This window comes from Mailhella massiliensis, from assembly GCF_020741395.1.
In the GTDB taxonomy this organism is placed as follows: domain Bacteria; phylum Desulfobacterota; class Desulfovibrionia; order Desulfovibrionales; family Desulfovibrionaceae; genus Mailhella; species Mailhella massiliensis_A.
Map to the genome: position 1 here is coordinate 19,325 of NZ_DYZA01000024.1, position 21,209 is coordinate 40,533.

17 protein-coding genes are annotated in these 21,209 nt (G+C 63.6%); 2 read left to right on the top strand and 15 right to left on the bottom strand.

Annotated features, from left to right (window positions below):
- Positions 1-305: 305 nt before the first annotated feature.
- The 15 genes from ftsZ to K8W16_RS01330 all read right to left on the bottom strand — a co-directional run bounded on the left by ftsZ (position 306) and on the right by K8W16_RS01330 (position 17,932).
- Positions 306-1,562: a cell division protein FtsZ gene (gene ftsZ, locus K8W16_RS01260; protein ID WP_304120462.1), complete on the bottom strand. Its 1,257-nt coding sequence runs from the start codon at positions 1,560-1,562 to the stop codon at positions 306-308.
- A 34-nt stretch (positions 1,563-1,596) separates the two neighbouring features.
- Entirely contained in the window at positions 1,597-2,847 is a 1,251-nt protein-coding gene (ftsA, locus tag K8W16_RS01265; protein ID WP_304120464.1) for a cell division protein FtsA, read from the bottom strand.
- Positions 2,848-3,030: 183 nt separating this feature from the next.
- On the bottom strand, positions 3,031-3,945 hold the full coding sequence (locus K8W16_RS01270) for a cell division protein FtsQ/DivIB (protein WP_304120465.1): 915 nt from the start codon (positions 3,943-3,945) through the stop codon (positions 3,031-3,033).
- Entirely contained in the window at positions 3,933-4,856 is a 924-nt protein-coding gene (locus K8W16_RS01275; RefSeq protein ID WP_304120466.1) for a UDP-N-acetylmuramate dehydrogenase, read from the bottom strand. The genes K8W16_RS01270 and K8W16_RS01275 overlap by 13 nt, the downstream gene beginning before the upstream one ends.
- Complete coding sequence (gene murC / locus K8W16_RS01280) at positions 4,853-6,238, bottom strand: UDP-N-acetylmuramate--L-alanine ligase (RefSeq protein ID WP_304120468.1); 1,386 nt, start codon at positions 6,236-6,238, stop codon at positions 4,853-4,855. The genes K8W16_RS01275 and murC overlap by 4 nt, the downstream gene beginning before the upstream one ends.
- A gap of 3 nt (positions 6,239-6,241) precedes the next feature.
- The gene (murG, locus tag K8W16_RS01285; protein ID WP_304120470.1) at positions 6,242-7,363 is read right to left on the bottom strand and encodes an undecaprenyldiphospho-muramoylpentapeptide beta-N-acetylglucosaminyltransferase; all 1,122 of its coding nucleotides are present in this window, start codon (positions 7,361-7,363) and stop codon (positions 6,242-6,244) included.
- A 2-nt stretch (positions 7,364-7,365) separates the two neighbouring features.
- Complete coding sequence (gene ftsW / locus K8W16_RS01290; protein ID WP_304120472.1) at positions 7,366-8,484, bottom strand: putative lipid II flippase FtsW; 1,119 nt, start codon at positions 8,482-8,484, stop codon at positions 7,366-7,368.
- A 151-nt stretch (positions 8,485-8,635) separates the two neighbouring features.
- Complete coding sequence (murD, locus tag K8W16_RS01295) at positions 8,636-9,955, bottom strand: UDP-N-acetylmuramoyl-L-alanine--D-glutamate ligase (protein ID WP_304120473.1); 1,320 nt, start codon at positions 9,953-9,955, stop codon at positions 8,636-8,638.
- Positions 9,956-9,963: 8 nt separating this feature from the next.
- Positions 9,964-11,046, bottom strand: coding sequence for a phospho-N-acetylmuramoyl-pentapeptide-transferase (gene mraY, locus K8W16_RS01300; protein WP_304120476.1), 1,083 nt, complete (start codon positions 11,044-11,046; stop codon positions 9,964-9,966).
- The gene (gene murF, locus K8W16_RS01305; protein WP_304120478.1) at positions 11,036-12,430 is read right to left on the bottom strand and encodes a UDP-N-acetylmuramoyl-tripeptide--D-alanyl-D-alanine ligase; all 1,395 of its coding nucleotides are present in this window, start codon (positions 12,428-12,430) and stop codon (positions 11,036-11,038) included. Before murF ends, mraY begins: the two co-directional genes overlap by 11 nt.
- On the bottom strand, positions 12,427-13,938 hold the full coding sequence (locus tag K8W16_RS01310; protein ID WP_304120479.1) for a UDP-N-acetylmuramoyl-L-alanyl-D-glutamate--2,6-diaminopimelate ligase: 1,512 nt from the start codon (positions 13,936-13,938) through the stop codon (positions 12,427-12,429). The genes murF and K8W16_RS01310 overlap by 4 nt, the downstream gene beginning before the upstream one ends.
- A 4-nt stretch (positions 13,939-13,942) precedes the next feature.
- On the bottom strand, positions 13,943-16,111 hold the full coding sequence (locus tag K8W16_RS01315) for a penicillin-binding protein (protein ID WP_304120480.1): 2,169 nt from the start codon (positions 16,109-16,111) through the stop codon (positions 13,943-13,945).
- Positions 16,112-16,115: 4 nt separating this feature from the next.
- Positions 16,116-16,421, bottom strand: a complete 306-nt coding sequence (locus tag K8W16_RS01320; RefSeq protein ID WP_304120481.1) for a hypothetical protein — start codon at positions 16,419-16,421, stop codon at positions 16,116-16,118.
- On the bottom strand, positions 16,418-17,449 hold the full coding sequence (gene rsmH / locus K8W16_RS01325) for a 16S rRNA (cytosine(1402)-N(4))-methyltransferase RsmH (protein WP_304120483.1): 1,032 nt from the start codon (positions 17,447-17,449) through the stop codon (positions 16,418-16,420). Before rsmH ends, K8W16_RS01320 begins: the two co-directional genes overlap by 4 nt.
- A 12-nt stretch (positions 17,450-17,461) precedes the next feature.
- A complete protein-coding gene (locus K8W16_RS01330; protein ID WP_304120485.1) occupies positions 17,462-17,932 on the bottom strand; it encodes a division/cell wall cluster transcriptional repressor MraZ in 471 nt (156 codons plus the stop codon).
- Between the two features lie 607 nt (positions 17,933-18,539).
- On the opposite strand from K8W16_RS01330, the gene pyk reads away from it, so the two are divergent.
- On the top strand, positions 18,540-19,961 hold the full coding sequence (gene pyk / locus K8W16_RS01335) for a pyruvate kinase (protein WP_304120486.1): 1,422 nt from the start codon (positions 18,540-18,542) through the stop codon (positions 19,959-19,961).
- Between the two features lie 807 nt (positions 19,962-20,768).
- Positions 20,769-21,209 (top strand): hypothetical protein (locus tag K8W16_RS01340; RefSeq protein WP_304120487.1); only part of this gene is annotated, 441 nt, incomplete at its 3' end.

A 21,209-nucleotide genomic window follows, 5' to 3' on the forward strand; every position in this document is an offset into this window, starting at 1 on the left:
GCAACATTGCGCCTTCGTTCTCCTTGCCCCTTCCAAGTGTTCACCATATTTCGTCGGCCGCCTTTTTCTTCCCGCCTTGGAAAAGCTGCCTGCGATATTTCGGGGCAAAAGCCCTGTGCTTGTTTTCTTGCCTGTGCGCTGAAGTTCCCCGAGGCATCCTTTTGATCGGCCCGGGGCGCCGTTGCCGGGCCCTTTCTCAGAAATCAGAAGGAGTTTTTCATCACATGGGACACTATGGTTTTCCCCCTGAGAACGGCCGGGCTCCAATCAGAAAAGCCCCCGGCATTGTGCCGGGGGCTTGGGGATCAATGGTTCTGCTTGCGCAGGTAGGCGGGGCTGTCGTCTTCCTCTATGGTGAAATCCTCCGCCGGTTCCTGATACTGTTTCGCCCGTTCCTGGTAGCGCAGGTAGGCGGGGGTGTCGGTATCGTCCTGCGGATAGTCGCTGGGCAGTCTGTACCGGGACAGGATGACGGTCGGGTCGCGATGGCGGTTCTGCCGGGAATAGCCCTGCACTACCGGCGGGACATTCGCTTCGTTGCGCCCTTCGTTCATGGTTACCACGGTGCCCGTGGCCTTGGCGGGCTTTTCCGTCGCCGGTTCTATGCCCGTGGCGATGACCGTGATGCGGATCTCCTCGCTGCAGCTCTCGTCCAAAGACATGGCCACCACGATTTCCGGGTCTTCCCCGTTGGCCCCGCGCGCGGCTTCTTCGATGTAGGAGGCGGCGGTGCTGAACTCGTCCATGCCGAGGTCTTCATTGGCCGTAATGTTGACGAGCATGGCCTTGCAGCCCGTGATGGAGAGGTCTTCCAGCAGGGGGCTCGTAATGGCGCGCTTCGCGGCGTCGAGGGCGCGGTTGTCGCCCGAGGCGCGGCCTTCGCCCATGAGCGCCATGCCCTGGCGGCTCATGACGGTGCGCACGTCCGCAAAGTCGGCGTTGATGAGGCCGGGCTTGGTGATGAGGTCGGTCACGCCGCGCACTGCGTCGTAGAGCACGTCGTCGGCCTTCTTCAGCATTTCCGTAACCTTGGCGTTCTTGGGCGCAATGGCGAGAAGGCGGTCGTTGGGAATGATGACGAGGCTGTCCACATGCTGCTTGAGTTCCTCAATGCCCTTGAGAGCCGCCTTCATGCGCTTTTCGCCTTCAAAGCGGAAGGGCTTCGTGACTACGCCCACGGTGAGCACGCCCTTTTCCTTGGCCACCTTGGCAATGACCGGGGCCGCACCCGTGCCCGTGCCGCCGCCCATACCCGCCGTGACGAAGACCATGTCCGCCCCGTCCACGGCGCGGCGAATGTCTTCCACGCTCTCTTCCGCCGCCGCCTGGCCCACCTCGGGCTTCGCGCCCGCGCCGAGGCCGCGCGTCAGTTCCTTGCCGAGCTGTATGTGTTCTTCGGCAAGGGAACGGGAAAGCGCCTGCATGTCGGTGTTGGCGCAGATGAAGGATACGCCCTCCAGGCGGGAGTTGATCATGTTCTGCACGGCGTTGCCGCCGCCCCCGCCCACGCCGATGACTTTGATTTTTGCGGCCTGTTCCGTATCGGGAACCATATCGTCCATAGTTCTGTGCTCCGGGTATTCTACATGAATTGATTTAACGGATATCGCCGAACCAGCGCTTCATGCGTTCCCACACTCCGTGGAACATGCTGGATTCGGCGGCGGAGGAGGGCGCATTGGCAAAACGCGTGGGCGCTTCCTCGCTTTCTTTTTCCGCTCCATAGAAAAGCAGGCCCACGGCCGTGGCGAACTTGGGATTGTTGATCACGTCCTTGAGGCCGCCCACGTTGCGGGGATAGCCCAGGCGCGTGGGCAGCTGGAAGATTTCCTCCGCCAGTTCTGCGCAACCCGGGATGAGGGCCGCGCCGCCCGTGAGCACCACGCCCGCGCCAAGCTGACGCTTCAGCCCGGAATGTTCAAGTTCCTGATACACCAGCGCAAGGATTTCTTCCATGCGGGGCTCGCAGATTTCGGCCAGCACGCGGCGCTCCACCGTGCGCGAGGGCCGGCCGCCCACCCCGGGCACCTCGATGGTCTCTTCAGGGCGGACCATGTCGGTGAGGGCGCAGCCGTATTTGATTTTTATCCTGTCGGCCGCGGATATGGAGGTGCGCAGGCCGAAGGCTATGTCGCTTGTCAGATTGTGGCCTCCGAGGGCCACAGCTCCCGTATGCTTTATGGCATTGTTGACGAATATGGCGATATCGCTCGTGCCGCCGCCTATGTCCACTATGGCGACGCCTATCTCCCGCTCCTCCTCCGTGAGGATGGACTTGGAGGAGGCCAGAGATTCCAGCACTATGTCGGAAACGTCGAGGTCGCTCCTGTTGCAGGAGCGGATGATGTTCTGCGCCGAAGTCACGGCGCCCGTCACGATATGCACGTTGGCTTCAAGGCGCACGCCCGACATGCCGATGGGATTGGCTATGCCGCGCTGCTCGTCCACAATGTAGCCCTGGGGCAGGATGTGTATCACTTCCCTGTCCATGGGAATGGCCACGGCCTTGGCCGCGTCGAGCACTCTTTCCACGTCGTGCTGCGTCACCTCGCCGCCGCCCTTTATGGCGATGACGCCGTGGCTGTTCACGCCCTTGATGTGGCTGCCCGCGATGCCCGCATACACCGACTTGATCTCGCAGCCCGCCATGAGCTCGGCTTCTTCCACCGCCTTGCGGATGGACTGCACGGTCTGATCGATGTTGACGACCACGCCCTTGCGCAGGCCGTTGGAGGGACTTGTGCCTATCCCGATGATATCTATTCCGTTTTCGGAGGGTTCGCCGACAACGGCGCAGATTTTTGTCGTGCCTATGTCAAGGCCGACGATGAGTTCGGATTTTGGCATTGTAAGCTCCCCATGCCCTGAGCATACCTGTGAAAGGAGTGCCTTGTTAATACAGACTGGAAAAAGAGCAGCACAAAAATGCAGCATTGTCCAGCATTTTTTTGCCGGACAACACGCATGACTTGCTGTGCCGCAACACTCTGAAAGAACGGCTTTCCCGAGTCAGTTGGTGCTGTTCTGCCCCTAGCTTCCGGACTTGGTCATCCATACCTGCCCGTCCGCCGCGCGGATGCTGGTGACCATCACGGTTTCCTTTCTTTTTTCAATGTCGGTAACGACCGAGGCGATGCGCTTCAGATTGTCCTTCCAGTTCTCCACCCCGATGCTGAGCCGCAGCCGGCGCGTTTCCCAGTAGAGCTCGAAGCCCCCGCCAGCACTCAATCGTATCCACGAAATCTGGGAAATGTCAAAGGGGAAGCCCGCATGGCGGAACTCCTCCACGAACTGCGCCACCATGGGCAGGGCGTCCTCCCCGCCCGGGCCTATCTCCAGCACCGGCAGGGAGCGGAAATTCTCCGTAGTCACGGGCGCGATGAGCCGGCCCTCGGCATTGATGTAGTAGAGCGTGTTGTCCTTGCGCGCACAGAAAAGCGGCACGCGCTCCTTGATCGTGATGTGGAAGGAGCCGGGCAGTTCCCTCTTGATGGAGACATGCTCTATCCACGGGTTGGACACCAGCTTCTGTTCTGCCTCGTGCACGTTCACAAGCAGGCTGTTCTCCCCCTTGCGTATACCGCACTCTTCCAGAATGTCCGCCGTTTTTATCTGTTTGTTTCCTTCAACGCTCACCTTTTCTATGGTGAAATAGGCGCTTGTGGTGCAGAAATTCCAGGCTTTCACCAGCCCCACGGCCGCGCCGTAGAGAAAAAGCGCCGCCACGGCCAGAAGGACGCTCCAGCGCACAAGGCGCAGAAAGCCCTTCGCGCTCACATGGACGGAGGGCAGGTGCAGCTTCGGGGAGCGGCGCGTCTTTTTCGGCGCTTCCTTCGTTTTCCTGCGGTTTGCGCTGCTCCTGCGCTGCCGGGAGGAAGGCTCGGCCGCGCTCTTTTTTCTCTGTGCGTAGGTGTTGCGGCGGCTCTGGCGGTTCAGCAACGACATGGCGGCCACTCCTTGACTTCGAGCTGAAGTTCCACGCCGAAGCGCTCGCGCACGGCGCGCTTCGCCTCACCGATGAGGAAAAGGGCGTCCTCGCTCCTGCCTGCCGCGCCGGAAGTTCTTTCATGCACGAGAAAATTCGCGTGCATGGGGGAGAAGTAGAGCGCCCCCCGCCTTTTTCCCTTCATGCCCGCCTGATCCAGGAGCCTGCCCGCAGATTCGCCTTCCGGGTTCTGGAATACGCAGCCCGCCGTGCGCTCGTGCACGGGCTGCACCGCCTTCTTGCGCAGGAAGTTCTCCTTCATGCGCCCGCGCACGGCTTCGGGCGTCGCCAGGGCAAGGGAAAGCACGGCCGAAACGCTCATGTACCAGGCGCAGGGCGCGACAAGGGAAAAGTGCCGGTAGCGCGCCCTCCAGCCTTCCGGCGAAAGCGTATGCAGGCCCTTTTCCGGCGTGTACACGGAGAGCGAGCGCAGAAGCGGCGCCGTGCTGCATCCGTAGGCCCCGGCGTTCATGGCCACGGCCCCGCCGAGGCGTCCGGGCACGCCCACGAGGCCCTCCAGTCCGGAAAGGCCCTTCTTCGCGCACCAGGCAAGAAGCCGGGGCATGGGCATGCCCGCGCCCGCGCGGAAAAGGACGCGCCTTGCCCCGCCTTCTTCTTCCTCGCCCAAGATTTCCGGCTCCGCGTCCTTCGCGCCGAAAAGAGGCCGCAGCACGGTGACGGGCAGCTCCCCGTCGTGGATGAGCAGGTTGCTCCCGCCCCCGAGCACGCAGGGCAGCCCCCCCGTCTGAGCGAGGGCCTCCCCGAGGCGCGCACAGTCGTCGGGCTGCTCCAGCGTGATCCCGGCAAGGGCGTATCCTCCGAGGCCGAGGGTGGTGAGGGGCGCGAGGGCCGGGCGGGAAGTGATGATCACGCCATGTTCTCCAGTACCCGGGGGCCGACGGTAGTCACGCTGCCCGCGCCCTGGGTGATGAGCACGTCGCCGGGGCGGAGGTCGTCTTTGAGCGCATCCACGATTTCGTCGAAGTTCGGCTTGTAGGTTACGTCCGTCTTCGAGAACTGGCGTATGCCGAGGGCGAGGTTCACGCCGTTCACGCCCGGGATGGGCGATTCGCTCGCAGGGTAGATTTCCGTGAGGTAGAGCCTGTCCACATTCTCGAAGGTGTGGCAGAACTCCCCGAACAGCGCCTGCGTACGGGAAAAGCGGTGCGGCTGGAACACCATGACGAGGCGCCTGCCCGGGAAGACCTGGCGGGCCGTGCGTATGGTGGCCTGGATTTCCGTGGGATGATGGCCGTAGTCGTCGATGACTGTGACGCCTTCCTTTTCGCCCTTGAGCTCGAAGCGGCGGCCCACGCCGGAGAATCCGGCAAGGCCTTCCGCGCACTTTTCCGGGGAAATGCCCGCCTGAAGCGCCACGCCTATGGCCGCGAGCGCGTTCAGGATGTTGTGGCGGCCCGGCTGGGTGAGGGTGACGTTCTCAAGAAGCTTTTTTTCCTGCCCGTCGCGGTCGCGCAGCCACACATGGAAGCGGCTTGTCGCCCCACATTCCGCAATCTCGCCCCGGATGCGGCAGTCCCTGCCGAAGCCGTAGGTGAGGAACGGGCGCTTGATGCGCGGGATGAGGCGGCGCACGCCCGGGTCGTCGGAGCAGATGATGTTCATGCCGTAGAAGGGCACCTTGTTCATGAAGGCCGCAAAGGCATCGTCTATGGCTTCCTGGCTGCCGTAGTGGTCCACATGGTCATAGTCCACGTTGGTCACCACGTTGATGATGGGGAAGAGGCAGAGGAAGGAACCGTCGGATTCGTCGGATTCCGCAATGAGGTATTCGCCCTGGCCGAGGTGCCCGTTGGAGCGGTAGGCGTTGAACAGGCCGCCGATGATGACGGTGGGGTCGAGCCCCGCAGCGTCGAAGATGGAGGCCGTGAGCGAGGTTGTGGTGGTCTTGCCGTGCGTGCCCGCCACCGCGATGCCCGTGCGCAGGCGCATGAGCTCGGCCAGCATTTCCGCGCGCGGGATGACGGGTATGCCCCGCTCCCGTGCGGCCTGCACTTCGGGGTTGTAGTCGGAGACGGCAGAGGAGCGTACCACCACCTGCGCGTCGCCCAGGTTCTCGGCCGAGTGCCCGGTGTGGATGACGGCCCCGAGAGAGCGCAGGCGTTGCACCGTCGCTCCGGTGGACAGGTCGGAACCGTGGACGCTGTAGCCTAAGTTGAGCAGTACTTCGGCAATGCCGCTCATGCCGGAGCCGCCTATGCCTATCATGTGTATGGCACGGATTTTATTGTTCATATATCACCATGTATTACTTTTTTTGTGGGAGGCGAGGGCGAGAAGCTCATCGGCCACGTCGCTTGCCGCATGGGGCCGGGAGAGGGAAAGCGCGCCCTTGCGCATGGCAAGGAGGCGCTCCCTGTTGCCGAGAAGTTCCAGGATCATGGGGGCGAGGCTCCCTTCCTCAGCCATGCGCTGCGCATCCTTCTGCGGCAGCAGTATGCCGCCGCCTGCGTCCTGCATGGCGCGGGCGTTGCCCGTCTGATGGTCGTGGGCCGCAAAGGGGAAGGGGATGAGCACCGAGGGCGTGCCCGTGGCCGCAAGTTCCGCAAGGCTGGTGGCCCCGGCGCGGCACAGGGCGAGGTCGCAGGAGGCGTAGGCCTCTGCCATGTCGTGGATGAAGGGCCGCACCACGGTGTCGGTCTCCTCCCGGCTGAAGCCCGCTTCCATGTAGCCGAGGCGCACGCTTTCATATTCGCCCGCGCCCGTCTGATGCACGATGTTCACGCCCGCTTCCCGAAGGGCGGGGAGCATGGATATGACCATGTTGTTGATAGCCCGCGCGCCCTGGGAACCGCCCATGACGAGAAGGGTTCTCCCGCCTTTTCTTTCCTGCGCTCCGAGGGCGGCGATGCCTTCGCGTATGGGGTTGCCCGTCAGCACGCAGCGTTCTTCAGGGAAGGAAGGGTCGTCTTTTCTCTGCGGCCAGGAAAGGCAGATGCGGCGCACCAGCCTGCCGAGAACCTTGTTGGCCGCGCCGGGCACGGCGTTCTGTTCGTGCAGGGCGCAGGGGCGGCCGAGAAGGTAGGCCGCAAGTACGGCGGCAAAGGCCGCGTAGCCGCCGAAGCCCATGACGGCGTCGGGCCGGAAGGAACGCACGAGAAAAAGCGCGCGCCACACTCCCGCGAGCATGGCCGCGCCCGCGGAAAGGGCCTTTACGCCGCGCCCGAGAAAGCCCCGCACGGGCAGCCCCCTGAAGGGCACGCCCGCACGGGAGGCGAGATCTTTTTCCGGCCCGTAGAGCCCGCCCACGAAGAGCACTTCCACGTCGGGATGTTTTTTCCTGAGGGCCTCGACGACGGCAAGCGCGGGGAAAATGTGCCCGCCCGTGCCTCCGGTGGTGATGATGATGCGAAAAGGCATGCCTACTCCCGCATGGTTCTTGAATAGTTGAGCAGAAGCCCGGCGCAGATCATGTTTGCAAGCAGGCTGCTGCCGCCGTAGCTGATGAAGGGCATGGCGATGCCCTTCGGCGGGACGTTGCCGAGAATGACGGCCATGTTGAGCAGAAAGCTCAGCGCGATGACCAGGGTGAGCCCGTAGGCGGAAAGCCTGTCCCTGAGGTTCCGCTGCCCGAGCGCCACACGATAGCAGCGATAGAAGAAGAGCGCAAACAGCACCATGACGACGGTGATGCCGACAAAGCCCGTTTCCTCGCCCACAATGGACATGATGAAGTCGTTGTGGGCTTCGGGCAGGTACACGGTTTTCTGTATGCTGCCGCCGAGGCCCACGCCGAAGATGCCGCCGCTGCCCAGGGCGAGCAGGCTCTGCACTATCTGATAGCCCGAGCCTTTGGCGTTGGCGAAGGGTTCGAGGTAGGCCGTCCAGCGCGCCCAGCGGTAGGGTTCCACGATGATGAGCGCCACCACGAGCACGGCCGCAATGACGAGCACCATGGCGAGATACCAGCCGCGCGTGCCCCCGCCGAGGCACATGAAGAAGAGTATGGCCAGCATGATGATGGTGCCGCCGAGGTCCGGCTGGAGCACGAGCAGGGCGCAGATGAGCATCGTGATGAGCGTGGGCGGCAGAAGGCCGCGGCTGAACTCGCGGATCATGCTCTGCTTGCTGCTCATGAAATAGGCAAGGTACATGACGAGAGCGATGCGGGCGAACTCCATGGGCTGCACCATCATGAAGTGGAAATCGAGCCAGCGCTGCGCGCCGTTGATGACGGGCCCTATGAGCAGGCACAGCAGAAGCAGCACCACGACCACGGCTATGCCCCAGTAGTGCAGCTTGTTGATGAACGAGCGCGGCAGCCAGCAGAGGAGCGCCACGAACACCCCGCCGAGCAGCATGGTCTGAAGCTGGCGGTGGAAGAAGTGGTAGGATTCGCCGTAGGTGCGCTGGCTGATGGGCCCGCTTGCGGAAAGGACGGCCACAAGGCCGACGCATAAAAGCAGAAGCAGCAGGGCGAGCAGCCACCAGTCCACCGGGCCGAAGGGCATTTCCGGTTCGGGGGCAGGCTGTTTTTTCATGCGCAGGTTCATGCAATCCTCTTCTTCATCGTCCCGGAGGGAGGCCGGGGCTCGTTGGCGGGGCCGGGACCTGCCGCCGTTTTTTTGTAGGCCGGGGGCGCGTTTGCCGCAGGGCTTTTCCGTCCGGGGGAAGGGCCCCGGGCAGGCCCGGCTACGGCCTTTCTTCCTTCATTTTCAGCACCAGCGTGCGGAAGTGCCCGCCGCGCTCCATGTAGTTCCTGTACTGGTCGTAGCTCGAAGTCGCCGGGGCGAGGAGCACCGCGTCGCCTTCCCTTGCCAGGGAGCGGGCGCGGGCAAGGGCCTCGTCCATGGTTTCATCCCAGGTGACGGGCACGGTATCCTTCCAGGCGGGCTCGAAATGCTCCCGCGAGGCCCCGTACAGGACCACGGCGCGCACATGCTTTGCCAGAAGCGGCTTCATGCCTTCCACGTCGCCTCCCTTGAACTTGCCCCCGGCCAGCAGTATGACGGGCCGCTCGAAGGCGCAAAGCGCCACCTTGAGCGCCTCGATGGTGGTGCATTTGGAGTCGTTCACATACTGTACGCCCGCAATGTCCGCCACATGTTCCAGCCTGTGGGCGATGGGCGTAAATTCCCGCATGGCGCGCGCCGCTTCTTCTTTCGTCACGCCGAAGGCCGAGGCCGCGAGAAAGGCCGCTTCCGCGTTGCTCTGGTTGTGCGCGCCGATGAGCCTTGTTTCCGGGAAGGGCCGCGCCCCGGGCGTGAGGAAGAGAACGCGCGCCTTCATGCCGAACTTTTCCGGCAGATGCCGGAGCGTGGGGGAGAGGATTGCCGTGTCCTCTTCCGTCTGCCTGACAAAGAGGCGCATCTTCGCCTCGGTGTATTCTTCCATGTCCTTGTGGAAGTCGAGGTGGTTTTCGGAAATATTGAGCAGCACGCCCACGCGCGGGCGCAGGGTGGAGCAGGTCTGGAGCTGGAAGCTCGAAAGTTCGAGCACTATGACGTCGGCCTTCTTCTCCCCGCGCCTTCTTGCGAGCACATATTCCGAAAGGGGCACGCCGATGTTGCCGCCCGTGAACACGCAAAGGCCGTGGGCCTTCAGCATGGCGGAGATGATGCTCGTGGTGGTGGTCTTGCCGCTGGTGCCCGTGACGCCGACGACGGGTTCCCCTTCCAGAAGGCGCCAGGCCAGCTCGGTTTCGGCCATGATTTCGGCCTTTGTGCCGTCCGCGCGCAGGGGAAGAAGAGGCTCGATCACGGCCTTTGCCGCCGCAGGGCTCGGAATGACGAGCTCCACGCCCTCGAAATAGGCGGGAACATGTTCCCCGCCGAACACGGGAATATGCCGCTCCGAAAGCCAGGCGGAGAAATCTTCCGGCATGTTTTCCGGCGATTTTTCCAGAAGGCGCACGCTGGCGCCCTCCTCATGGAGCAGGCGCAGGGCGGCCCTGCCGCTTCTGCCCGCGCCCACCACGGCTACAGGGAGATGTTCAAGGGAAAAGGAAGCCATGATGCACCTCAGCGCAGTTTGAGGACGGAAAGGGAAATAATGGCCAGAAGCACGGAAATGATCCAGAAGCGCACGATGATCTTGGATTCCGGCAGGGGGTGTTCCCCTTTCTGGAAGTGATGGTGCAGGGGAGTCATACGGAAGAGCCTTCTGCCGTGCGTGGCCTTGAAAAAGCCCACCTGCATGATGACGGACACCGTTTCCATGACGAACACGCCGCCCGCCACGATGAGGATGAGCTCCTGCTTGCAGAGGACGGCCAGAAAGCCCAGCACGCCGCCGAGGCTGAGGGAGCCCACGTCGCCCATGAAGACCTGGGCCGGGAAGCAGTTGAACCACAGAAAGCCGAGCCCAGCGCCCATGAGCGCGCAGCAGAGCACTGTGACTTCGCCCACGCCGGGCACGGCGGGCACCTGGAGGTACTGGGCGAAGTTCGCATGGCCCGCCACATAAATGAATATGGCGTAGACCATGAAGCACATGACGGCGGGCAGTATGGCCAGGCCGTCCAGCCCGTCGGTGAGGTTCACGGCGTTGGAGGATGCGATGAGCACCACCACGGCGAAGACCACATAGAACACGCCGAGGTCGGGCATGAACTGTTTGAAGAAGGGCACGGAAAGGCGGCTGGAATAGGCCGGTTCCATGAGCAGAAGGCTTATGGCCAGCACGGACACGATGATGAGGCCCAGCATCTTGGCGCGGGGGGAGAGGCCCTTGTTCTCATGATGGCGTATCTTGGCGTAGTCGTCCACGAAGCCCACCGCGCCGAAGCCCACGAAGACGAAGAGCGTGAGCCAGATGTACACGTTGGCAAGGTCGGCCCACAGCAGGGTGGAGGCTACGGCCCCGGCCATGATGAGCAGCCCGCCCATGGTGGGCGTGCCCGCCTTGGCCTGATGTTCCGGCACATAGGAGAGTATGGGCTGCCCCACCTTGAGGGCCGTGAGCTTTTTCAGGAACCACGGCCCGGCGAGTATGGTGAAGAGCAGGGCGCAGATGAGCGCCCCCGCGGAGCGGAAGGTGATGTAGCGGAACACGTTCAGCAGGGAAATATCCTGGCTGAAGGGGACAAGCAGGTTATAAAGCATGGTTTTTCTGTTCCATGAAGAGGGTGACGAGGCGTTCCATACGGTTGACGCGCGAACCTTTGAAAATCACAAGGCCGGGGCGCTGTGCCGCCCGGCTTTTTTCCCAATGCCCGAAGGCGGGAAGAAAATCCTCCGGCCCGGAAAGGGCGGCGAAGAAGCCTGCGAAGGAGAGGCTTTTCAGCCCTTCCTCCACTTCGGCGGCGTGAGCGCCCAGCCAGAACACGGCCCGGCATCCCGTGCCGGCGAGTTCCCTGCCGAGAGCGCGGTGCTCCTCTTCCGCCACGCTGCCGAGTTCTCCCATGGCGCCCATGACGCAGACAAGATCTTTGCCTTGCGCAAGCTCCGCCGCCGCCTCCAGCATGCGCCGGGCGGAAAGGGGATTGGCGTTGTAGGTGTCGTCGATGAGCGTCCAGCCGGGAAGTTCGTGCCGGGCGAAGCGCTGGGCCGGGAAGGGGGCATCCGCCACGCCTTTTTTTATCTCTTCGGCAGAGAGGCCGAAAAGGCGGGCCGCAGCGGCGGCGGCAATGATGTTCTCCGCCGCGTAGGGGCCGGAAAGGGCGCTTTGCACGGTGAGCTCTTCGCCGTCGAGCCACAGACCGTAGTTTCCCCGGCCCGTTTCGTCAAGTCCGAGATAACGCGCCCTGTAGGGAACGTCCTTCCCGGTGATGGAAAAGAATATCGTATCCGGCCTGAGGGCGAGAGCCTCCTTTGCGAGGTCGCCGTAATCGGCGCTCACAAGGGCCCGCCCGCCCGGCGCGAGGTGCGCCAGAAGGCGCGACTTGTAATACGCCGTGCCCTTGTCCCCGAGGCCCAGGGCATGGCCCGGACCTACGTTGAGAATGACGGCAAGGTCGGGCTCAAGGATGGGCCCGAGCTCATCCATGTCGTCCGGGCGGCTGATGCCCGCTTCCATGACCCAGAATTTTTCGTCGCCGTCCGCCGAAAGCATGGAGACGGGCATGCCTATCTGCGAGTTCAGGTTCATGCGGTTCTTTGCCGTCTTGCCGTGCACGGCGAGGATGTTGGCCAGAAGTTCCTTGGTGGTCGTTTTGCCCGCCGTGCCGGTGATGCCCGCCACGCGTCCGCCGAAGTTTTTCCGCCAGGCGCGGGCCATGCGCCCGAGGGCCGCTACGCTGTTTTCCGCGAGAAGCACCGGGGCGAGGGGCTCGCCGCGGAAGGGGTCGCGCTCGGCGAGTACTGCCGCGGCCCCGGCCTTCACGGCGGAGGCGGCAAAATCGTGCCCGTCCGCCTTTTCCCCGGGTATGGCGACGAAGATATCGCCCGGCGCAACCCGGCGGTTGTCCGTGCAGGCTCCCGTGATAGTCACGGAAGAGGGATAGAGCACCGTGGCCTTTGCGTGCCTTGCGGCCTGTTCCAGCGTCATCTGCACGAGATCAGCTCCCTGAGTATTTCCTGATCACTGAAGTGATGTTTCGTTGTCCCGATGATCTGATAGTCTTCATGCCCCTTGCCCGCCACGAGCAGGGCGTCGCCTTCCTGAAGCAGGCTCACGGCAAGTTCCAGAGCCTTGCGTCGGTCGCCTTCGCGGTAGACGTGCTTCGCCCCGGCCAGGCCGGGCATGATATCGTCGATGATAGCCTCGGGGTTTTCCGTGCGCGGGTTGTCGGAAGTGACTATGGCGATATCGCTCATCTTCGCCACGGCCTCGCCCATGAGCGGGCGTTTGGTGCGGTCCCTGTCGCCGCCGCAGCCGAACACCGTGATGAGGCGGCGGAACTTCGCGTCCCGCAGTGTCTTGAGCACATGGGCGAGGGCGTCGGGGGTGTGGGCGTAGTCCACGAAAATGCCGGCCTGCGGGTCCTCATGCCCGGCGGCGGAGGGCACGACGATGCGTTCCAGGCGGCCCGGCACTCCCGTAAAGCGGGAAAGGCATGCGAGATCTTCCACGGAAAAGCCCATGCTGAGGGCCACGCCGCAGACCGTGCACAGGTTGTTGGCGTTGTGCAGGCCGATGAGCGGGCTGTGCAGCGTCCAGTCGAGGCGCTCCTCGCGGTTTTTCTGCCAGTAGAAATGCAGGAAAAGGCCCCCGGTGTCGGCGCGGCGCACGTCGGCCAGAAGGAAGGGACGGCCCACGAGCGGGGTGCGTATGCCCACGCCCATGGCCAGGGGAAATTCCTCAAGCAGCCTGTGGCCGTAGGGGTCGTCGTTGGTGATGACCATGGCCTTGCGCCGCAGGGGGAAACTTGCGAAAAGCGCACGCTTGGCCAGGAAGTAGTTTTCCATGGTCTTGTGGTAGTCGAGGTGGTCCTGCGTGAGGTTGGTGAAGGCCGCGGCGCTGAAATTGATGCCCGCCACGCGCTTCTGGTCGAGGGCGTGGGAGGAGACTTCCATGATCACGGCCTTTGCCCCGGCCTCACGCATGGCCTGAAGGGAACGGTGCAGCGTGAGGCAGCCCGGCGTGGTGAGGGGCGCGGCCTCCTCATGCCCGGGCCAGCGGTAGCTTATGGTGCCCATCACCCCCACGGGGATGCCCTTGGACTTGTAGAGGTGCTCCAGAAGATAGGCGCAGGTGGTCTTGCCGTTGGTGCCCGTGATTGCGATCACCGGCGCCTCGCTTTTATCCGTGCCGAAGCGCGCGGCGGCCAGGGCGCCGAGCATGGCGCGGGAATCGTCGCATAGAAGCCAGGCGTGCTCCCTGTCGCCCCGCGTCTTGATGTTCATCCGGGCCATGCTGCGGGTGGGCGCGACAACACCCCAGGCTCCCTTTTCCAGTGCCATGCGTATGTGCTGCGCCGTTTTGCTGCGTTCGCCGGGCACGGCGGCGGGCAGGGCCACGAAAACATCGCCCGGCTGCACGAGGCGGGAGTCGGTCTGGATATTGCGGGAACCGGTGCGGAGTTCTTCGCAGAGCTTGGAGGGAGTGATGCGCATGGATTTACTCCTTTGCGGCGGAGGGGGAAGTTTCGGAGTGGGGAAGGGTGTCGGTGAGCCATACGGTACAGGTGCTGTCCTCGCTGATGCGGCTGCCCGGTGCGGGGCTCTGCCTGAGGACGAAGGTGCCGCTTCCTTCCATGGTGGGGATGATGCCCCTTGCGACGCAGGTTTCTATGGTCTTTCTGAGGGTGAGCCCCTGGAGGTTGGGCATGAGGGTGTTGTCCGCGAGGGCCTTCCCGGCCATTTTCAGGGCGCGCTCGCGTTCCTTTCTGGCCTTTTCCGCGCGGTATTTGGCAAGGTTGGCGAGGTATATGGCGTCTTTTCTGCGCTGTTCCCTCTGGGCGGGGGTGAGCGCCCTTTCCTGTGCCTGCTCGGCCATGGCGAAAGTAACGTCCGGCAGATAGCCGTTGTAGGCCAGGGTGCGCGAGGCCACCTTCTGGAACACGGGCGCGGCAATGGCGCCGCCGTAGCCTGTGGTGGTGGGCTCGTCGAGCATGACGTAGATGACGTAGCGCGGCGCGTCTGCGGGCACTATGCCCCCGAAGGAGGCCAGGCGCTTGCGGCTGTAGCCCCGGCCGGACTTGTCCGCCTTCTGGGCCGTGCCCGTCTTGCCCGCCACCCTGAGGCCGGGGATGCGGGCGCGCGTGCCCGTGCCGTTGCCGTCCACGGTCTCTTCCATCATCTTGAGCACGGTGCGCGTGGTTTTTTTGGAGAAAATGCGCTGGCCCGAGGCCGTCTCGCTCTGCCCCGGCTCGTCCATGACCAGGCGGAGAGGCCGGAATTCCCCGCCGTCCGCCAGAATGGTGTAGGCCTGGAGCATCTGTATGCCCGTAACGGAAAGGCTCTGGCCGAAGGATGCCGACATGAGATCAAGCTCGCTCCAGTTCCGCGGGGCGCGCAGTATGCCCCGGCTTTCGTGGATGCCTATGCCCGTTCTCTGCCCGAATCCCAGGCGGGAGAGGTAGGAATGAAGCTTGGGCACGCCCAGGGTGAGCCCTATCTTCGCCATGCCGATATTGCTGGAGCGGGAAATGATTTCCGTGGCCGTGAGTTCGCCGTAGGCATGGGTATCGTCGCGTATGGGGGCGTAGCGGGTGCGCCACACGCCGTTTTCACAGAAAATTCTGGTTTCCGGGGTGACGAGCTTCTCTTCCAGCGCGGTGGCCATGACCAGAGGCTTGAAGGTGGAGCCGGGCTCCAGGCCGTCTCCTGCGAGGCGGTTGCGGTAAACGGAGGAGCTCGCTTCCCGGTAATTGTTGGGGTTGAAGAAGGGGTACTGGGCCCAGGCGAGGATCTCCCCGCTCTCCACCTCGGAAACGAGCACGCCGCCCCAGTGCGCCCCCGAGGCGCGTACCGCGTCGGCAATGACGTCCTCTGCGATGAACTGCACCTGCACGTCGATGGTGAGGGTGATATCTTCCCCGCGCTGCTCCGAAGGCTCTTCCTTCCGGTTCAGTATCTGCTCCGCAGCGTTGCGGGACACACGGCTTTTCACGCTGGTGCCGCGCAGCCTTTCGTCGTAGGCGAGCTCCACGCCCTCAAGGCCGTGGCTGTCCACGCCCACAAACCCGAGGAGCTGCCCTGCAAGGTGCCGGTAGGGGTACACTCTTTCAAATTCGCGCGAAAGGCCGATGCCGGGTATGCCTTCCTTCTGTATGGCCGTGGCCGTGGCGTCGTCCACCTTGCGGGCGAGCCAGATGAAGGCCCGGTTCTTGCGGAATACGGCGGCAAGCTCGTCGGGGCTTCTCTTGAGCAGCGGGGCGAGGCGCTTGGCCGCATCGTTGATATCTTCCATGACGCGGGGATTGGCGTATACGGACTGACAGGCCACGCTGCGGGCCAGCACACGGCCGTTGCGGTCGAGTATGCTGCCGCGCGCCCCTTCTATGACTTCGGTATAGGTGTGCTGGCGTTCGGCCATGTCGCCGTACACGGGCCCGAGCAGCACCTGCACTTCGAAGGCGCGCAGCCACAAAAGCACCCAGCACACAATGAAAAGCGCCGCCGCATAGTGGAAGCGCTGCCCGAGCAGCCAGACCCAGCGCGCGCGCAGGCGCGCAAACAGCCCTTTGCCTTGGGCGGCAGAGGGCTGGCTGGCGGGAAGACGGCGATTGGCGCGCCGTCGCCCCGGCAGGCGGGGCGACGACGAGGAAGAGCTGTTCGGGCGCATGGGATTATTGGTTCCTGCCCGCCTTGATGCGGCGGATCTGGCCGGGATCGGCCATGCTCATGCCGAGCTGTTCGGCGGTTTTTCCGAGAACGTAGGGCGAAAGAAGGCTGTCGCGCTCCACTTCCAGCTTGGCGACGTGGGCGCGGGCGGAGTCTGTCTGCCTCTGCATCTTCTGGATGGTGTAGGCCGTGTCGCTCCTGTCGATGCTGAGCCAGGTGAGGGCCACGCCCATGATGAGACTGAACAGGATGGAGACGATGAGCATGAGGAACCAGCCTCCGGAACCGAGCGTGGCGGTGTGTGAATTCATGACAGCTCCTCCTTCTTGTACGGCGGCAGCTTTTCCACGACGCGAAGCTTCGCACTGCCGGCTCTCGGGTTGATGAGAATTTCGTCCTTTCCCGGGACGATGGGTTTCCTTGTCAGAAGCCGAGCCTCGGCGTGATGGTTGCACACGCAGCGCGGCAGGTGCGGCGGGCACAGGCAGTCGCTGCTCCAGGTGCGGAAGCGCTGCTTGACGATGCGGTCTTCCAGCGAGTGGAAGGTGATGATCGCAAGCCTGCCTCCCACGGCCAGCCTCGGCAGTATGGCGTCGAGAAAGCGTTCAAGCTGGCCGAGCTCGTCGTTGACCACCATGCGTATGGCCTGGAAGGTGCGCGTGGCCGGGTGGTTGCGCGCCGTTTCCCGCCACTTCGCGGGGTAGGCGCGCCATACGATATCGGCAAGCTGTCCCGTGGTCTCTATGGGGGCAAGCTGCCTTGCCTCCACAATGGCCCGGGCGATGCGCGGAGCCTGCGGGTCTTCCCCGTAGGTTTCGATGATGCGGCGCAGGGTGTTCACATCCGCCATGTTCACCACCGTGCGCGCCGATTCGGCCCACGGCTCCCGCTCCGCATGGGCGATGCCGCCCATGTCCATGCGCATGTCGAGCGGCGCGTCGCCGTGCAGGGAAAAGCCCCGCTCGGCTACGTCGAGCTGAAGGGAGGAGATGCCGATATCCAGAAGCGCACCGTCCACGCAGTCCCAGCCGAGGGCGTCCAGCGCGTCGGCAAAGGAGGCGTATTCCAGGGAAAAGAGGCGGCAGTGCTCCTTGTAGGGCTCAAGGCGCTTTTCGGCCCGTACGAGGGCCTGCGGGTCCCGATCCAGCCCGCAGAGAAAGGCCTCGCCCCGTGCGCGCTCCATGAGGGCCGCGGAATGTCCGGCAAGGCCCAGCGTGCCGTCGAGATAGCGGCCGCCCGGGCGCGGGGCGAGAGCTTCCAGCACTTCGGGAAGAAGTACGGAAACGTGCCCGGCGTTTTCGGCGGTGACGTGCAGGGAGGAGGAAGAACGATGAGGCATGGCGCAAAGGGGCTAGAGGGAAAAATCGATGCCGCTTGCCGCGAGCTCCTCCGTGACGCCTTCCAGATTTTCCGGCGCCATGGAAGCCCGGAGCGCGGCGGGGTTCCATATTTCAAAGCGGTCCACAAGGCCGAGAATGGTGGCTTCCCGCTCCAGCCCGGCATAGGCGCGGTGATCGGGGGAAAGCAGAATACGGCCCTGGGCGTCGGGGACGTGCCTTTCCGCCCCGCCTATGACCAGGCGGCGGAAGGCGCGCACGCGCGGGGAAGGATTGGGGATGCGCATGAATTTTTCTTCAAGCTCGGTCCAGTCCTTCCAGGGGAACGCCGCAAGGCAGCCGTCGTAGGTGGTGAGCACGAAGGCCGCGCCGGAAGACTCCGGCCCTGCGTCCTTTTCCGCCGGGAGGGCGGAACGCAGTTCCGGCGGGAGCATCAGACGGCCCTTCTGATCGAGGTTGCGGGAATACCTTCCTCTGAAAACCATAGCTCTTTTCCACTTTCTGCCACTTTTTCCCACTTTTTGCCTATAAAAAAGAAACTGTCAAGGCCGGAGGAAAGATTGTGGAGGACCTGCCGCATATATCAAAAGAAAAATCAGGAGGGGGGAGAGGAGGGTACCCTCCCTGCGGCGGGCAAGGAGGCTGCGCGCCTGCGGGCCGGAGGGCGTTTTGGCGAAGAAGTTTCCGCGCCGGGCCTGCCCTTCCGGGGCGGATGCCTGGGCGAGGCGGAGCAGAAAGCGCAGGAAAAATCCCGGCACAGGGGAGGTTGGCCCCCTTTTTCTTCCCGGTCTCATGCCCGGCGGGAAATCCTTTTCCGGGGAGCTGTGCCTCCCCCCCCGGTGCGCAGGCACAGCCGAAAGGGCGAAAAGCCCTGCGCTTCCCGGAGGCGGGCCTTCCGGCGGGAAGGCCGCCTTTTCCTTTTCCGGAACGGGGGGGGCGGGCGTTTTCTTGCCGTCGCTCCGGCAGAAGGGGCTTCGCCTCTCGACTTTTTTCCCAAAAAAGGGCAGACTGCCCGAACAACGACGGACGCCGGGGGAATGCGGGTTTTTCCTTCAGGGTATGTCAGTCATTCGTTTTTAAGGAAGTGCATATATGCGTACCAAAATTGTTGCCACCATTGGTCCTGCCACCTGTGAGCGGGAAAAAATCGTCCAGCTGGCCGATGAAGGCGTTTCCATCTTTCGTCTGAACTTCTCCCACGGTGATCCTGACTTTTTCCGCAACGTGGTTTCCAACATCCGCGATGTGGAAAAGGAATGTGGCCGCCCCCTGACCATCATGCAGGATCTGCCCGGCCCCAAGATCCGCATAGGCATCCTGCCCGAAGGCAGGATTGAGCTGCGCCGCGGCGACAAGCTCATTCTCGGCCGCGAGCGTAGGGAAAAGGAAGAGCTGCCCTTCATTCCCTTCGACCATCCCCGCATCCTTGCCGCCCTCGTGCCCGGCGACACTCTGGTGCTCGCCGACGGCGGCCTGCGCTTCAGCATTGAGGAAAAGCTTGAGGAAGAGCGCTTCCTCATGGTAGCACAGGAAAGCGGCGCCATTTCCTCGCGCAAGGGCCTGGCCCTGCCCGGCAAGTCTCTGGCCCTGCCCGCCATTACCGAGCAGGACCGCGAAAAGCTGGCCCTCGGCATGGAGCTCGGCGTGAACGCCGTGGCCATTTCCTTTGTGCAGACCGTGGAAGACGTGCAGCAGCTCAAGGCCCTGCTCCATTCCTACGGCCGCGACGACATTCCCGTGGTGGCCAAGCTGGAACGCCAGAACGCCGCCGTGGAGAACCTCGAAGCCATTGTGGAAGCCACCGACGTAGTCATGGTGGCGCGCGGCGACCTCGGCGTGGAGTGCCCCATGCCCGAGCTTCCCGCCCTGCAGAAGCACATCATCCACACCTGCAACCGTGCGGGCAAGCCCGTCATCGTGGCTACGCAGATGCTGCTTTCCATGGTGAACACCCCCGTGCCCACCCGTGCGGAAGTGACCGACGTGGCCAACGCCGTGCTCGACGGCGCCGACTGCGTCATGCTTTCCGATGAAACCGCCGCCGGCAACTATCCCATCGAGGCCGTGCGCTACATGCGCAAGATCACCGATGAGGCGGAAAGGTACATGTTCTCCTCCCGCAAGCTGGAAGCCCCCAAGGACGAGAAGGACTCTTCCCGCTTCCTGGCCTACACCGCCTGCCTTCTGGCCAACACGGAAGACGCCTGCGCCATTGTGGCCCATTCCGTGAGCGGCGGCTCTGCCCGCATGCTCGCCGAATGTCGCCCCACCCAGACCATTTACGCCCTCACCTCCAACTCCCGCGTGGAGCATGCCCTGAACTTCGTGTGGGGCGTGCAGCCCTACTGCATCCCCGTGAGCGACAGCAGCATTTCCCACCTGCGCCGCGTGCAGAACTTCATCGCCACGAGCCCGAAGTTCCCCATGGGCAAGGACGTAGTCATCACCGCCGGCGAATATGCGCCCGGTGAAATGCGCCGCCGCACCAATTTGGTGAAGATCTACCACAAGTAGTCCGCCAGTCCCGTTTTTTCCGGGAGCCGGTTTCCTTCGGGGAACCGGCTTTTTGGTTAAACGAAACAAACAGACGGAGATGGGGCATCATGTTTGCAGTCGGGAACAGGCGCCCTTGATCTGCCCGAAGCGTGAGGGAGCTGTCGACCCCGCCCCGGGAAGACCGGGGAAGGCATAACGGACGATGCGGGGAATCCGGCGTATGCCGAAGGCGGCGGAGACTGCCTCAAGGTATGGCATCCTTTCCATGCCGGGGAGAAAGAGGCGGCGGGCAGATATGACGAAGAGTACGGAAAGGGACGTTTATTCCGAGAGTTCCGTGTCCTGTGAGGGGGCCGAGGAGCAGCGGGAACGGGAAGGGCGGCCTGTGGAACGACATACGGCAGTCAGGAGACCGAAAATTCCTTTATCACGACGGCGGGTTCTGCTGCCGATACGGCAAAAACAGCCTCTCGGCGGGCGAAGGAGTTTTCCGAAGGCCGGAAGCCCGGTTACGGGCCGCGGCGGGCCTGCCTGTCGGAGTCGGTATGAAATGCCTGCGGGTACACAGGGGCAGCATCGGCCATGCCGGAATCCTGCTCCGGGAGGAGAAGTGAGAGTTCTGCAGAGTGGCGGAGGGGCGGTGCGGAAGGCATCTGTTCTTTACAGGAGTCCCGATGCATGGGGGAAGGGAGGCCATGGACTCCGGCAAAAAAGTGGCGTATCATAAAAAGAACCCGGACTCTTTCTTCCCGGAGCGTGCGGCGCAGCTTCCCTTTCCCGCCGGTGCTTCGGGCCTCCCTCATCCAGACTTCGGGGAAGCGTGACATGGAAAAACATACTGAGATCACCGGCCCTGCCGTCACCGCTGCGGATATCATGCCGCCTCTTCCCGGCTCCGCCCCTCCCGAGCTTTCTTCGGAAGACAGGCTCGTGCTTCTTCTCGCCTCCGCAGCGCAGGAGCACGGCCGTCTTTCCGCCGAGGCGTGGAGCAGGGCGTCCGAAGCGTTTTCTGCCGTCTTTTCTCCGAATCTCGATCTTCTGGTGAGCGAATATGCCCGCCTTGAGGCCGAGCGCCGCTTCTTCGTCCTTCAGACGCGCTTTCACGCCGCGCTGCTTCATGCGCCCTTCCCCCCGTCCCATTTTCAGGCCGACCGGCGCCTTGCCGCCGATATCGCGGCCCTCGGCCCGGAAAAGGCGGCCCTCTATCGCGAGGCCGTGCGTTCCCTTTCCGCCGCGTACGCTGCGGCCGCGCCCTCTTCCGGGGAG

Coding starts and splice junctions, on each gene's coding strand:
- murG (WP_304120470.1), bottom strand. CDS start 7,363: ATGCCTTTTCGCATCATCATCACCACCGGAGGCACGGGCGGGCACATT.
- K8W16_RS01315 (WP_304120480.1), bottom strand. CDS start 16,111: ATGCGCCCGAACAGCTCTTCCTCGTCGTCGCCCCGCCTGCCGGGGCGA.
- K8W16_RS01320 (WP_304120481.1), bottom strand. CDS start 16,421: ATGAATTCACACACCGCCACGCTCGGTTCCGGAGGCTGGTTCCTCATG.
- pyk (WP_304120486.1), top strand. CDS start 18,540: ATGCGTACCAAAATTGTTGCCACCATTGGTCCTGCCACCTGTGAGCGG.
- mraY (WP_304120476.1), bottom strand. CDS start 11,046: ATGCTTTATAACCTGCTTGTCCCCTTCAGCCAGGATATTTCCCTGCTG.
- rsmH (WP_304120483.1), bottom strand. CDS start 17,449: ATGCCTCATCGTTCTTCCTCCTCCCTGCACGTCACCGCCGAAAACGCC.
- murF (WP_304120478.1), bottom strand. CDS start 12,430: ATGACGCTGGAACAGGCCGCAAGGCACGCAAAGGCCACGGTGCTCTAT.
- ftsA (WP_304120464.1), bottom strand. CDS start 2,847: ATGCCAAAATCCGAACTCATCGTCGGCCTTGACATAGGCACGACAAAA.
- murD (WP_304120473.1), bottom strand. CDS start 9,955: ATGGCTTCCTTTTCCCTTGAACATCTCCCTGTAGCCGTGGTGGGCGCG.
- K8W16_RS01310 (WP_304120479.1), bottom strand. CDS start 13,938: ATGCGCATCACTCCCTCCAAGCTCTGCGAAGAACTCCGCACCGGTTCC.
- murC (WP_304120468.1), bottom strand. CDS start 6,238: ATGAACAATAAAATCCGTGCCATACACATGATAGGCATAGGCGGCTCC.
- K8W16_RS01330 (WP_304120485.1), bottom strand. CDS start 17,932: ATGGTTTTCAGAGGAAGGTATTCCCGCAACCTCGATCAGAAGGGCCGT.
- ftsW (WP_304120472.1), bottom strand. CDS start 8,484: ATGAAAAAACAGCCTGCCCCCGAACCGGAAATGCCCTTCGGCCCGGTG.
- K8W16_RS01270 (WP_304120465.1), bottom strand. CDS start 3,945: ATGTCGTTGCTGAACCGCCAGAGCCGCCGCAACACCTACGCACAGAGA.
- ftsZ (WP_304120462.1), bottom strand. CDS start 1,562: ATGGACGATATGGTTCCCGATACGGAACAGGCCGCAAAAATCAAAGTC.